The sequence below is a fragment of the Streptomyces monticola genome, from assembly GCF_042665355.1.
Lineage (GTDB): Bacteria > Actinomycetota > Actinomycetes > Streptomycetales > Streptomycetaceae > Streptomyces > Streptomyces monticola.
Genome location: NZ_JBHTCF010000001.1, coordinates 142,707 through 155,112, shown reverse-complemented (window position 1 = coordinate 155,112; position 12,406 = coordinate 142,707). Strand labels below are relative to the sequence as shown.

Genomic DNA, 12,406 nt, shown 5'->3' with positions numbered 1-12,406 from the left:
ACCAGGGTGAGCAGCCGCAATCCGGGCATCCTCTCCCAAGATCCCGCAGAGCGCGGCGCGGCCGGAGCGCAGGGTGCGACGGGTGGTGCAAGCATCTGGTCCGGCACCCCAGTGGATCACCATGAAGGTCCGAGGAGAGAGAGACGATGACCGAGTCCGCAGCTCGGCACACACCTGGCACGCCCTGCTGGGTGAGTCTGATGGTGCATGGCATGGCCGCGACCCAGGATTTCTACGGCGCGCTGTTCGGCTGGGAGTTCCGTCCCGGCCCACAACAGCTGGGCCCCTACGTACGTGCGCTGCTCGACGGCCAAGAGGTGGCCGGAATCGGCCAACTTCCGCCCGATCGGCATCTGCCGAACGCGTGGACGCCCTATCTGGCCACCGATGACGCCGACGCCACGGTGGACACGATCCGCTGCTGTGGCGGCACCGTGGCCGTCGGCCCGCTCGATGCCGCCGAAGCGGGGCGGATGGCCATCGCCTCCGACCCGGCGGGCGCCGTCTTCGGCGTCTGGCAGGCCACGGAACACCTGGGCATCTCCGGCAAGGGCCTCCCCGGCACCCCGGTGTGGAACGAGCTGGTGACCCGGGACACGGCGTCGGTCGGCAAGTTCTACGAGTCCGTCTTCCACTACGCCGAAGAGGCCGTGGTATCCGCCGATTTCGACTATCTGACCCTGCATCTGGACGGCCGTCCGGTGGCGGGTATCCACGGGGTGGGGCAGTCGCTGCCGCGCGACCGTGGCGCCCACTGGATGACGTACTTCGAGGTCGAGGACGTCGACGAAACGGCCGCGCGGATCGTGGAGCTCGGCGGGCATGTGCTGCGCCAGCCCACGGAGGGCGGCCATGGAAGGATGGCGACCGTCGCGGACCCGGAGGGTGCCGTCTTCACCGTCGTCCACTCCCCCGCCTGACACCGCCGGGCAGTCCGGGCGATGTCCGACGCCCTCGGCTCAGCGGCGGCGCACCGACTCGTCGACCGGCAGCACATCCGGCGAGAGCGCCGCCGCGTGGGCCCCCGCGGCCGTCGTACGACGGCTGTGGTGGCGCCGGCACAGCACTTCGTAGCCGATGTCGTTCACCGCGTCCACATCACCCACCACGACCTGCGCGCCCTCGATCACCATCCGGCCGCCCACGGTGCGGGCGTTGTGCGTGGCGCGGGCACCGCACCAGCACAGGGCCTCGACCTGGAGGCGCTCCATCCGGTCGGCCAGTTCGACCAGGCGCTGGGAGCCGGGGAAGAGCTTGGAGCGGAAGTCGGTGGTGATGCCGAAGGCGAAGACATCGAGTTCCAGGTCGTCGACGACGCGCGCCAGTTGATCGATCTGGTCCGGCGCCAGGAACTGCGCCTCGTCCGCGATGACGTAGTCCACGCGGCCGCCCTGTGAGAGGTGGTCGACGAGATACGCGTAGAAGTCGAAGCCCTCCGCGGCCTCGATGGCATCCACGACCAGGCCGAGCCGTGAGGACAGCTTGCCCTCGCCCGCCCGGTCGTCACGCGTGAAGATCATGCCCTGCAGCCCGCGGGCCGAGCGGTTGTGCTCGATCTGCAGAGCGAGGGTGCTCTTTCCGCAGTCCATCGTTCCGGAGAAGAACACCAGCTCGGGCATGGGGAGTTGAGGCCTTTCGGGGCGTACGGAAGAAGGTGCGGGCGCTCAGCGCTCAGGTGCGGACTTCGAGGAGCGGGACAAGCTGCTCGACCGCCGTCATGGAACCGTGGTTGCCGACCATCGCCGACTCCTTGGGCTCCCGCTCGGAGGCGATGATCAGGACGTCGTCGCGGGCGGCGGCGATGACATCTCCCAAGCGGCCGTATACCCGCTCGTCGCACGCGCCAGGCTTTCCGAACCAGCCCGCTGCCAGGGCCTCTTCGCGGCTCGCCACCCAGAACTGCTCGCCGAGCACCTCGCGCCAGCAGGTGAGGACGTCGTGCTCGGCGCCGGGGACGGCGTAGACATGACGGGCGCGGCCCTCGCCGCCGAGCAGGGCGACGCCGGCGCGCAGCTCCCAGTCCTCGTCGAAGTCGATCCGGTGCTGCTCGTCGAAGGGGATGTCGATCATGCCGTGGTCGGCGGTGACATACAGGGCGGTACGCGGCGGCAGCTGCTCCGCGAGGCGCTGCACCAGGCGGTCGACATACATCAGCTGGCCACGCCAGGGGTCGGAGTCGACACCGAAACGATGGCCCTTGCCGTCCACTTCGGAGTAGTACGTATAGACCAACGACCGCTCACCGGCGGCCAGTTGCTCGGCCGCGAGGTCCATGCGCTCCTCGCCGGAGAGGCGGCCGTGGAAGGTGCCGCCGCTGAGGGCGACCTGGGTGAGCGGGGTGGTCGCGAAGGCCGGGGAGGAGACCTGTGCGGTGTGCACACCGGCCTCGGCGGCGATCTGGAAGACCGTGGGGTAGGGCTGCCAGCTGTGCGGCGGGGTCCATGGGTTCCAGCGCAGCTGGTTCATCAGCGCGCCGGTCTCCGGGTTCCGCACGGTGTAGCCGGGCAGTCCGTGCGCGGCGGGCGGCAGGCCGGTGCCGACCGAGGCGAGGGAGGTCGCGGTGGTGGCGGGGAAGCCGACCGTGAGGGGCCGCCCGGTGCCGCCGCGCGAGCTGCTGATCAAGGAGGTCAGAAACGGCGCCTCGTCGGGGTGCGCGAGCAGCTGCTCCCAGCCGAGGCCGTCGATCAGGAAGACGCAGTTCCGGTCGGCCGGCAGGAGTTCCGGGATGACGGCCTCGGAGCCGGGGACCTGGACGCCCATTCCTGCCACGAGCGTGGGCAGCAGATCGGCGAGCGAACCGGTGCCGTAGGCGGGCACGGGGGCGGAGTCGACGGTGAGGATCTCCGGGTCGTCCGGCCAGAGCGCGGTGGGCTCGGCCATCAGTGGCCGGGGGCCGCGGTCGCGGCCGTGGCTTCGGAGAGCGCCTGGGCGAACTCCAGGGTCTGGCGCACGGTGTCGGGGCCGTCACCCGCCTCGCTGACGCGCAGGCTCAGGTCGTCGGCGGTCGAATTGCCCGTATAGCCGTGGTCCGCCTCGCAGTTGGGGTCGCCGCAGGCCGCGGGCTCCAGGTCGATCCGGGCGACGGCGCCCCAGCCGATGGTGAGCAGCACTTCGCGGGGCAGGCTGCCGGGCTTGTACTTCTCCGGGTTGGCGACGACACGGCTGACCACGACCGAAGAGATCCGGCCGAGCTTCACGGACTCCGTGGACGTGGTGGCGTACGGCGTGGGAGAAGTGGAGTCGGCAGCCTGCTCGTCGGTGTGACTGACGATGAAGCGGGTGCCGGTCAGGACGAGCACGGTGACATGGCGGCGCACTTCGTTGGCGTCGAAGGTGGTCTCCTGGTGCACCAGGTACGAAGCGATCGGCTCCCCGCCGACGGCGGCTTCCACCGCCTCGGCCACGAGGGCCGGGTAATAGCCGCTGCGCTCGATCGCCGCTCGCAGCCCCTGGGTCGTCGTACCGGTCTTCGCCATGCGCACCATCCTACGGGGGCCCGGGGAGCGTCGTGGCACTCAGTGCTCGGCCCGCGCTCGGGCCGGTATCGGGCGTCAGTAGGCGGGCAGGGTGCGCGGGCCGAGGTCGGTGCGGGCCGGGGGCGGGGCGAGCCGCACGGTGGCGCCGAGCGCGGAGACGCCCCGCTGTCCGACGATCACCGGTTCGAGGCCGACCGAGACGACCTCGGGATGGTCGTCGACCAGGCGTGACACCCGGAGCAGCAGCTCTTCGAGTGCCGCGGTGTCGACGGGCGCGGAGCCGCGCCAGCCGAACAGGAGCGGGGCGGTCCTGATCGATCTGATGAGTCCCGCGGCGTCCCGGTCGGTGACCGGCACCAGGCGGTGCCCGGTGTCGCCGAGCAGCTCGGACGGCGCCCCGGCGAGCCCGAAGGACAGCACCGCGCCGACGGCCGGGTCGATGGCGGCGCGTACGACGGTGTCGACCCCGCGCGGCACCATGGCCTGCACGACCGGGCGCAGCTCCGCGGGCTTGCCGAAGGTGTCGGTCAACTCGGCGTACGCGCGGCGCAGTTGTGCCTCGTTGGCCAGGTCGAGGCGGACGCCGCCGAGGTCGGCGCGGTGCCGCAGATGCGGCGCCGTGGTCTTCAGGGCGACCGGATAGCCGAGTTCCGCCGCGGCCAGCACGGCAGCGTCCGGTTCGGGTGCCGCCTTGGCCGGGTGTACGTGGATGCCGTACCGCCGCAGCAGGTCGTGGGCGTCGTCCGGGGCGAGGTCGAAGCCGCGGTCGCCGTCGCGGGCGGCGAGGAGGGCGTCGATGCGCTCGGCGGCGCCGCGCTCGTCGACGTCGTCGTACTCGGGCACGCGGCCGGGGCTTTCGGCGTGGTCGCGGCGCCACTGGGCGTACTTCACGGCTTCACCGAGGGCGCGGGCGGCGCGTTCGGCGGCGGGGTAGGAGGGGATGCCGGTGGAGCGCGGGACGGGTGGGGGGAGTTGGGGGGTGGGGGCGGCTGGGGCGCCGGGGGTGGCTGGGGCGGCCGAGGCGCCGGGGGTGCCCGGGGCCTCGGCCGGGGTGCCCGGGGCGGCCGGGGTGTCGCGAGGGGCTTCCGCCTCTGCCGCGCGTGCCTGTGCGGGGGCGGGCGCTTCCGGGGCGGGTGCGCCCGGGGCCCGTGCACCGGGGGCCGTACGGGAGGCCGCCGACAGCGCCTCCGCGAGATGGCCGAGCTCGACCTCCACCACGGCGACCGGCTTCGCCGGGCCCTCGGCGGCGGCCTCGCGCAGGGCCGCGGCCAGGGCCTGCGGGGACTGCGCGGCCCCCTCGCCGCCGACCCACGGGATGGCCGTCACCACCACCGCGTCGCAGTCGGCGTCCGCGAGCGCGGCGGACAGCGCGGACCGGAAGTCGTCCGGCGTGGCACCCGTGGTCAGGTCCAGGGGGCGCAGCGGCCGCAGCCCCTGCGCCAGGCACGCGTCGTAGGTGAGCACGCCGAGGGACTCCGAGTTGCCGAGGATCGCCACCCGCGGCCCGGCGGGCAGCGGCTGCCCGGCGAGCAGCAGGCCCACGTCCACCAGCTCGGTGACGGTGTCGACGCGGATGACACCGGCCTGGCGCAGGAGCGCGGAGACAGTCTCGTGCGGGATGCGTGTCGCGGGTACGGCATGGCCGGTCGGTGCGCCCGAGTGCCGGGCGCCCTTGACCACGACGACCGGTTTGACGGCTGCCGTGCGGCGGGCGAGGCGGCTGAACTTCCTTGGATTGCCGATGGATTCGAGGTACATGAGCGCGACGTCCGTGTCCGGCTCGTCGTACCAGTACTGCAGCACGTCGTTGCCCGACACATCGGCCCGGTTGCCCGCGCTGACGAAGGTCGACAGGCCCGCGCCGCGCCGGTGCAGACCGGCCAGGAGGGCGATGCCGATGGCGCCGGACTGGGTGAACAGGCCGATCCGCCCGGCCGTCGGCATGGCGGGCGCGAGCGAGGCGTTGAGGCGCACCTGAGGCGACGTATTGATGACGCCGAAGGCGTTGGGGCCGATGAGGCGCATGCCGTACGAGCGCGCCTGGCGCACCAACTCCCGCTGCCGGGCCAGCCCTTCGGGCCCCGACTCGGCGTATCCGGCGGAGAGGACGACCAGGCCCTGGACGCCGCGCTCGCCGCATTCGGCGACGACGGCCGGGACGCGGTCGGCGGGTACGGCGACCACCGCGAGGTCGACGGGTTCGTCGATCCCGGTCACCGAGCGGTGCGCGGGGACGCCGTCCAGCTCGCTCTGCCCGGCGTCGAAGGCGCTGTTCACCGCGTACGCGCGGCCGCTGTACCCGGAGTGGACCAGGCTCTGCAGAACGGTGCGGCCGATGCCGCCGGGACGGCGCCCGGCGCCGATGACGGCAACGGAGCCGGGGGTGAGCAGGCGCTGCACGGAGCGGGCCTCGGCGCGCTGTTCACGGGCGCGCTGCACGGCGAGGGAGGCTTCCGTCGGCTCCAGGTCAAACTCCAGGCGTACGACACCGTCCTCGAAGCTGCGCTTCTGCTCGTAGCCGGCGTCGCGGAAGACCTTGATCATCTTGTTGTTGGCGGGCAGCACCTCGGCCGCGAACCTGCGGATGCCGCGCTCCCGCGCGACCGCCGCGATGTGTTCGAGCAGCGCGGAGGCGACACCGCGGCCCTGGTGGGCGTCCTGCACGAGGAAGGCGACCTCGGCCTCGTCGGCGGGCGCGGCGGCGGGGCGTCCGGTGGCGTCGATGCGGTCGTAGCGGACCGTCGCGATGAACTCGCCGCCGACGGTGACCGCGAGGCCGACCCGGTCGACGTAGTCGTGGTGCGTGAAGCGGTGCACGTCCTTGTCGGACAGACGGGGGTACGGGGCGAAGAAGCGGTAGTACTTGGACTCGTCGGAGACCTGCTCGTAGAAGCTGACAAGCCGGTCCGCGTCCTCGGTGGTGATGGGCCTGATCCGCGCGGTGCCGCCGTCGCGCAGCACCACGTCGGCCTCCCAGTGGGCGGGGTACCCGGCGTGCTCTGGCGGGGTCTGCATGCGGCCCAGGGTACGGCGGGCGGGCGCTCTTGGTAGGGGGTGCGGACGCCGCCGATCCGGGGCGCGGGCGGTCCGGGCCGGCGCGTGTGGGCGGTACGGGTGACCATGCGCGAGGCCGGTACGGTGACCGTGCGCGGCAGGGTCCGGTACGGGTCGCGGGCCTGCCGGGCTCGATGCAAGGTAGGAGGGCCGAAGGGCGGCGGGAGTACGGACGAAAGACTTGCCGGAGCACCCGTCGAGATATGAGACAGTGGTCTAGACAAGGCTTGAGTGAAACCTGAAGGGCAGCATCACATGGCTGAGCGCCGCGTCAACGTCGGCTGGGCCGAGGGCCTCCACGCCCGTCCCGCCTCCATCTTCGTCCGTGCGGCCACCGCCGCGGGTGTCCCCGTGACGATCGCCAAGGCCGACGGCAACCCGGTCAACGCCGCGTCCATGCTCGCGGTGCTCGGCCTGGGCGCGCAGGGTGGCGAGGAGATCGTGCTGGCCTCCGACGCCGATGGCGCGGACGCCGCGCTCGACCGTCTGGCGAAGCTGGTCGCGGAGGGTCTCGAGGAGCTCCCCGAGACCGTCTGAGCCCACGGCTCCGCCTGACCTGAACAGGCGAATCGCTTCAGCGGGTGCCCCGCAGACCCCCGGGTCTGCGGGGCACCTGTCGTTGTTCCCCCTCCCGCCATCCCGCACCGCGATCGCCGGACGGGCTGATATATCAGCCCGTCCGGCGATTGAGGGCAGCTGTCCGCTGAGGACTTTCGGGAAGGGGCGGGGAGGGGGTAAAAGAATCCGCAACCAAAATTCACGCCGACGTCGACAGGAAATGGGCAGCAAAAAATACCCCCGCCGAATATCCCCCTTTGTATACGGCGCCTGTTAATTTCGACCGCTCGCCATGTTTACGGAATGTTGCGAACCCCTCACCGCGATCACCCGCCCCACCCGGCCCCCGTCACCCGGAAACCGCAGCCGGTGCCCGGCCGTCGAGCGCTCGGCGTGCTGAGCGGTCAGCGCCCTCGCGCGCTCCGCGTCGCCGCGGGCCACCGCGTCGACGATCGCGCCGTGCTCGGCCCAGTCCTCCACCGCCCTGCCCTGCGGCTCGACGGTGTACATCCAGGCGATCTTGTGGCGCATCTGCGTCAGCAGGGCGGTGAGGCCGGCGCTTCCGGAGGCCTGGGCGAGCGTCTCGTGGAACCAGCCGCCCAGGGAGCGCAGATCCTCGCTGTGACCTCTGCGGGCCCGCTCCTGACCGAGCCGCACCAGGCCGCGCAGGACCTTGAGATGTGCCTCGGTGCGGCGCTGCGCGGCCCGGGCCGCGCCCAGCGGTTCGAGCAGCAGCCGGACTTCCAGGAGGTCGGCCGCCTCCTGCGCGCTTGGCTCCGCGACGCAGGCGCCCGCGTGTCTGCGGGTGCTGACGAAGCCCTCGGCCTCCAGCGTGCGCAGGGCCTCGCGGACCGGGACCCGGGAGACGCCGTAGCGGCGGGCGAGCACTTCCTCGGTGAGCCGGCTGCCACGCTCGAAGACACCGGCGACGATGTCGTCCCGGATGGCCGTGCATACCGAGTGCGCGGGAATGCGCATGACCGGACCTCCGACTCTTGAAATACGCGCCGCATCCCCGTGAAACGCGGTCGATTGACGCTCGTTCAGCGACGCCGAGAAGTGACTCTATTGCAGCACACTTGAATTTCCGATGGGCGGCGGGAATCCATGGATATCTTTTGGCCAGAACACGCCCCGGGGCCCCACACACAAGGAAGGCCCCCGGCGAGTGCCAGGGGCCTTCCTTGACGCGGCGTCGTGTCAGACGCTCACGCCGTGCGAGCGCAGGTACGCGATCGGGTCGATGTCCGAGCCGTAGTCGGGGGACGTACGGGCCTCGAAGTGCAGGTGCGGGCCTGTCACGTTGCCGGTGGCGCCCGAGAGGCCTATCTGGGAGCCCGGGGTGACGGACTGGCCGACCGAGACGCCGATGGACGAGAGGTGGCCGTACTGCGTGTACGTACCGTCGTTCATCTTGATCACCACGTTGTTGCCGTACGAGCCGCCCCAGCCCGCCTCGACGACGGTGCCCGAGCCGACCGCGTGCACGGCGGTGCCGGACGCGGCGTGGAAGTCGATGCCGGTGTGGCTGCCGGAGGACCAGACGGCGCCGCCGGTCTTGTAGCCGGTGGAGACGTAGGAGCCGGGGATCGGCGAGGTGAAGCTGTTGAGGCGCTTGCGCTCGGCCTCGCGGGCAGCGCGCTCCTTGCGCTCCTTCTCCTCGCGCTCCTTCTTCGCCTTCGCCTCGGCCTTGCGCTTGGCCTCGGCCTCGGCCTTCTCCTCGGCCTTCTTCTGCGCGGCGGCCTGCTCGGCGGCCTCCTGCTGGGCGACGGCCTGGGCGTCGATGTGGTCGGCGAGCGAACCGCCCACGGAGACGGCCTGGTTGATGCCGGTGTCTTCGGCGGCGGCGGTGTCCGCGGCGAGTGCCGGGGAGGCAAGGGTGCCGATGACGCCGGTCGTGGTGAGGGCGGCTACGCCCGCGATGTTGGCGCTCTTGCGCGTCAGACGGTTCGGACGGCGGTGCTTCCCGGTGGCACGGGCGAAGGCCATGAAGTGGCTGTGTCCTTTCCTTCCCTCTCGCCTACCGGGTTAGCTGACGGGTTCGGAGCAGGAAGGTCTCCTACGGACGCCCCCGGTCAGGAGGGCCTCCGATTCACCCCAGGGACTGAGTGGGTCCCCGGCTCCCCTGGCTCGCGCCATGCGGGGACTCGGCGATGACTGTTCGGTGCCGCGGGTGCGGCGCATTGCTGACGAACAGCCGGACCGACGCTAAACGGGACATCTTTCAAACCACAAACACAACGGGCCTTTTGTAGTGCACGCCACAGGGCAGACCCTCAACCACCCTGAAATTTCGGACATAACGGGACCCCGGTGGCACATACACCACCGGGGTCCGAGGTCCGTCGCCCGCTTCTACTAGCCCGTGACAACCGTCACTTCACCGATACCGAGCGCCTTCACGGGCTCGGCGATCTGCGCGGCATCGCCCACGAGGACCGTCACCAGACGGTTCACCGGGAAGGCGCTCACGGCGGCCGCGGTGGCCTCCACGGTGCCGGTCTCCGCCAGACGCCGGTACAGCTGCGCCTGGAAGTCGTCGGGCAGATGCTGCTCGACCTGGTCGGCGAGGGTGCCCGCGACGGCCGCCGCCGTCTCGTAGCGCAGCGGGGCCACGCCGACGAGGTTCTGTACGGCGACATCGCGCTCGGCGTCCGTGAGGCCCTCGGCCGCGAGCGTACGCAGCACCTTCCACAGGTCGTCCAGAGCCGGGCCGGTGTTGGGTGTGTCCACCGAGCCGCTGATGGCGAGCATGGAGGCGCCGCTGCCGTCCGGGCCCGAACGCAGCACCTGGGCGAAGGACCGCACACCGTAGGTGTAGCCCTTCTCCTCGCGCAGGACGCGGTCCAGTCGGGACGTCAGGGTGCCGCCCAGGCAGTAGGTACCGAGGACTTGGGCGGGCCAGACGCTGTCGTGCCGGTCGGGTCCCACGCGGCCGATGAGCAGCTGCGTCTGGACGGCGCCGGGACGGTCGACGATGACGACACGGCCGGTGTCGTCGGCGACGACGGGCGGGACGGGGCGCGACTGTGCCGTGTTGCCCGTCCACTCCCCCAGGGTCTCGGCGAGCATCGCGTCGAGGTCGGTGCCCTCCAGGTCGCCGACCACGACGGCGGTCGCGGTGGCGGGCCGCACATGCGCGTCGTAGAAGGCCCGCACCGCGGTGGCGTCGATGGCCTCGACGGTCTCCTCGGTGCCCTGGCGCGGCCGCGACATGCGCGAGGTGGCCGGGAACAGCTCCTTGGAGAGCTCCTTGGCCGCGCGGCGCGACGGGTTGGCCATCTCGTGCGGGATCTCGTCGAGCCGGTTGCGCACGAGGCGCTTGATCTCGCTGTCCTCGAACGCCGGGGCGCGCAGGGCGTCGGCGAGCAGGCCGAGCGCCTTCGAGAGCCGGGAGACCGGGACTTCGAGGGAGACCCGGACACCGGGGTGGTCGGCGTGCGCGTCGAGCGTGGCGCCGCAGCGCTCCAGCTCGGCGGCGAACTCCTCGGCGGAGTGCTTGTCGGTGCCCTCGGAGAAGGCGCGCGCCATGATGGTGGCAAGGCCGTCAAGTCCCTTGGGCTCGGCTTCGAGCGGCGCGTCCAGGCTGATCTCGACGGCGACGACCTGCTGGCCGGGGCGGTGGCAGCGCAGGACCGTGAGGCCGTTGGGCAGCGCGCCGCGCTCGGGGGCCGGGAACGCCCAGGGCCTGGCCGCGCCCGCCTGGGGCTGCGGGTGGAACTCCATGGTGGCGAGCTGCTCGGTCACTTCGCCGCCTCCTCTTCCTGTGCGGCTTGCTCGGCGGTCCCGTCGGCTTCTGCGCCGTCTTCGGGGGTCACGGGCTCGTACACGAGCACCGCGCGGTTGTCGGGGCGCAGGCGGGCCTTGGCGACCTCCCGCACCTCGTCGGCGGTGACGTCGAGGACCCGGCCGACGGCGGTCAGGGCGAGCTGCGGGTCACCGAACAGGACGGCGTACCGGCACAGTTCGTCGGCGCGGCCCGCGACCGTGCCGAGACGGTCGAGCCACTCCCGCTCCAACTGGGCCTGGGCGCGCTCCATTTCCTCGGGCGTGGGGCCCTCGTCGGCGAACCGGGCGAGCTCCTCGTCGACGGCGGCCTCGATCACGGGCACCTCGACGTCGTGCGAGGTCTTGACGTCCAGCCAGCCGAGCGACGGGGCGCCCGCGAGGCGGAGCAGGCCGAAGCCGGCGGCGACGGCACTGCGGTCGCGGCGCACCAGGCGGTTGTAGAGCCGCGAGGACTCACCGCCGCCGAGGACGGTCAGGGCCAGGTCGGCGGCGTCGCACGCGCGCGTGCCGTCCTCCGGGAGGCGGTAGGCGGCCATCAGGGCGCGGGCCGGCACCTCCTCCTCGACGACCTCGCGCAGCTCCTCGCCGATGCGCTCGGGCAGGGAGCCGTCGCGCGGGGGCTGCTTGCCGTCGTGGCCCGGGATGGAGCCGAAGTACTTCTCGATCCAAGCGAGGGTCTGCTCGGGGTCGATGTCGCCGACGACCGACAGGACCGCGTTGTTGGGCGCGTAGTACGTGCGGAAGAAGTTCCGGGCGTCTTCGAGCGTGGCCGCGTCCAGGTCGGCCATCGAGCCGATCGGGGTGTGGTGGTAGGGGTGGCCCTCCGGGTAGGAGAGCGCGGTGAGCTTTTCGAACGCCGTGCCATAAGGGACGTTGTCGTAGCGCTGGCGGCGCTCGTTCTTGACGACGTCGCGCTGGTTCTCCATCGACTCGTCGTCGAGCGCGGTGAGCAGCGAGCCCATCCGGTCGGCCTCGAGCCACAGGGCCAGCTCCAGCTGGTGGGCGGGCATCGTCTCGAAGTAGTTGGTGCGCTCGAAGCTCGTGGTGCCGTTGAGGGAGCCCCCGGCGCCCTGCACCAGCTCGAAGTGGCCGTTGCCCTTCACCTGGCCGGAGCCCTGGAACATCAGGTGCTCGAAGAGATGGGCCAGGCCGGTACGGCCCTTGACCTCGTGGCGGGAGCCGACGTCGTACCACAGGCAGACCGCGGCGACCGGGGTCAGGTGATCCTCGGAGAGCACCACGCGCAGGCCGTTGGCGAGGCGGTGCTCGGTCGCTGTCAGGCCGCCGGAGCCGGCCTCGGCCGTGGCCGTATGACCCATGGGCATGTAAGTCCCTTCGATCGCGAGATGACGTACGGGGATGGCGCGCCGGTGACGTGCCCGGATGACGGTCGTCATGGCAGACGTCAAGGCAGTCCTGTCACTGTATGCAAGCGCGCGGACATCTGGCGAAGTTCCCGGTGCCGGTACGCCGTGAGCGATCCTCCGGGTACGCCGTAAGCGATGCTCTGAGGCCCTCGCGAGGGCGGA

10 protein-coding genes and 1 riboswitch are annotated in these 12,406 nt (G+C 71.7%); of the genes, 2 read left to right on the top strand and 8 right to left on the bottom strand.

The annotated features are described in order from the left end of the window. The first annotated feature begins 146 nt into the window (after nucleotides 1-146). Nucleotides 147-920 (top strand): VOC family protein, encoded by a 774-nt coding sequence (locus tag ACFQVC_RS00615; RefSeq protein ID WP_381825206.1) that lies wholly within the window; start codon nucleotides 147-149, stop codon nucleotides 918-920. 39 nt (nucleotides 921-959) lie between these two features. Here the strand turns inward: ACFQVC_RS00615 and ACFQVC_RS00610 are convergent, their stop codons facing one another. The 4 genes from ACFQVC_RS00610 to ACFQVC_RS00595 all read right to left on the bottom strand — a co-directional run bounded on the left by ACFQVC_RS00610 (nucleotide 960) and on the right by ACFQVC_RS00595 (nucleotide 6,491). Continuing rightward, a complete protein-coding gene (locus ACFQVC_RS00610) occupies nucleotides 960-1,619 on the bottom strand; it encodes a thymidine kinase (RefSeq protein ID WP_381825204.1) in 660 nt (219 codons plus the stop codon). Between the two features lie 52 nt (nucleotides 1,620-1,671). Continuing rightward, the gene (locus tag ACFQVC_RS00605) at nucleotides 1,672-2,880 is read right to left on the bottom strand and encodes an alkaline phosphatase family protein (protein ID WP_381825202.1); all 1,209 of its coding nucleotides are present in this window, start codon (nucleotides 2,878-2,880) and stop codon (nucleotides 1,672-1,674) included. Beyond that, nucleotides 2,880-3,476, bottom strand: a complete 597-nt coding sequence (locus ACFQVC_RS00600; protein WP_381825200.1) for a DUF5998 family protein — start codon at nucleotides 3,474-3,476, stop codon at nucleotides 2,880-2,882. Before ACFQVC_RS00600 ends, ACFQVC_RS00605 begins: the two co-directional genes overlap by 1 nt. Nucleotides 3,477-3,551: 75 nt before the next feature. After that, nucleotides 3,552-6,491, bottom strand: a complete 2,940-nt coding sequence (locus ACFQVC_RS00595) for a bifunctional acetate--CoA ligase family protein/GNAT family N-acetyltransferase (RefSeq protein ID WP_381825198.1) — start codon at nucleotides 6,489-6,491, stop codon at nucleotides 3,552-3,554. A gap of 294 nt (nucleotides 6,492-6,785) precedes the next feature. Here ACFQVC_RS00595 and ACFQVC_RS00590 point away from each other — a divergent pair, with 294 nt between their 5' ends. Beyond that, entirely contained in the window at nucleotides 6,786-7,067 is a 282-nt protein-coding gene (locus ACFQVC_RS00590) for an HPr family phosphocarrier protein (RefSeq protein ID WP_076095604.1), read from the top strand. A gap of 294 nt (nucleotides 7,068-7,361) precedes the next feature. Here the strand turns inward: ACFQVC_RS00590 and ACFQVC_RS00585 are convergent, their stop codons facing one another. The 4 genes from ACFQVC_RS00585 to ACFQVC_RS00570 all read right to left on the bottom strand — a co-directional run bounded on the left by ACFQVC_RS00585 (nucleotide 7,362) and on the right by ACFQVC_RS00570 (nucleotide 12,202). Further along, a complete protein-coding gene (locus ACFQVC_RS00585; RefSeq protein ID WP_381825196.1) occupies nucleotides 7,362-8,066 on the bottom strand; it encodes a GntR family transcriptional regulator in 705 nt (234 codons plus the stop codon). 222 nt (nucleotides 8,067-8,288) lie between these two features. Then, entirely contained in the window at nucleotides 8,289-9,077 is a 789-nt protein-coding gene (locus ACFQVC_RS00580) for a M23 family metallopeptidase (protein WP_381825194.1), read from the bottom strand. A gap of 13 nt (nucleotides 9,078-9,090) precedes the next feature. Further along, nucleotides 9,091-9,251: riboswitch (cyclic di-AMP (ydaO/yuaA leader) on the bottom strand. Nucleotides 9,252-9,446: 195 nt separating this feature from the next. Beyond that, a complete protein-coding gene (locus ACFQVC_RS00575) occupies nucleotides 9,447-10,814 on the bottom strand; it encodes a M16 family metallopeptidase (protein WP_381827018.1) in 1,368 nt (455 codons plus the stop codon). A gap of 17 nt (nucleotides 10,815-10,831) precedes the next feature. Beyond that, nucleotides 10,832-12,202 (bottom strand): M16 family metallopeptidase, encoded by a 1,371-nt coding sequence (locus ACFQVC_RS00570; RefSeq protein WP_381827016.1) that lies wholly within the window; start codon nucleotides 12,200-12,202, stop codon nucleotides 10,832-10,834. Nucleotides 12,203-12,406: the final 204 nt, after the last annotated feature.

Excerpts from the sequence above, each read along its gene's own strand:
- ACFQVC_RS00615 (WP_381825206.1), top strand. The coding sequence starts at position 147 with ATGACCGAGTCCGCAGCTCGGCACACACCTGGCACGCCCTGCTGGGTG.
- ACFQVC_RS00610 (WP_381825204.1), bottom strand. The coding sequence starts at position 1,619 with ATGCCCGAGCTGGTGTTCTTCTCCGGAACGATGGACTGCGGAAAGAGC.
- ACFQVC_RS00605 (WP_381825202.1), bottom strand. The coding sequence starts at position 2,880 with ATGGCCGAGCCCACCGCGCTCTGGCCGGACGACCCGGAGATCCTCACC.
- ACFQVC_RS00600 (WP_381825200.1), bottom strand. The coding sequence starts at position 3,476 with ATGGCGAAGACCGGTACGACGACCCAGGGGCTGCGAGCGGCGATCGAG.
- ACFQVC_RS00595 (WP_381825198.1), bottom strand. The coding sequence starts at position 6,491 with ATGCAGACCCCGCCAGAGCACGCCGGGTACCCCGCCCACTGGGAGGCC.
- ACFQVC_RS00590 (WP_076095604.1), top strand. The coding sequence starts at position 6,786 with ATGGCTGAGCGCCGCGTCAACGTCGGCTGGGCCGAGGGCCTCCACGCC.
- ACFQVC_RS00585 (WP_381825196.1), bottom strand. The coding sequence starts at position 8,066 with ATGCGCATTCCCGCGCACTCGGTATGCACGGCCATCCGGGACGACATC.
- ACFQVC_RS00580 (WP_381825194.1), bottom strand. The coding sequence starts at position 9,077 with ATGGCCTTCGCCCGTGCCACCGGGAAGCACCGCCGTCCGAACCGTCTG.
- ACFQVC_RS00575 (WP_381827018.1), bottom strand. The coding sequence starts at position 10,814 with ATGGAGTTCCACCCGCAGCCCCAGGCGGGCGCGGCCAGGCCCTGGGCG.
- ACFQVC_RS00570 (WP_381827016.1), bottom strand. The coding sequence starts at position 12,202 with ATGCCCATGGGTCATACGGCCACGGCCGAGGCCGGCTCCGGCGGCCTG.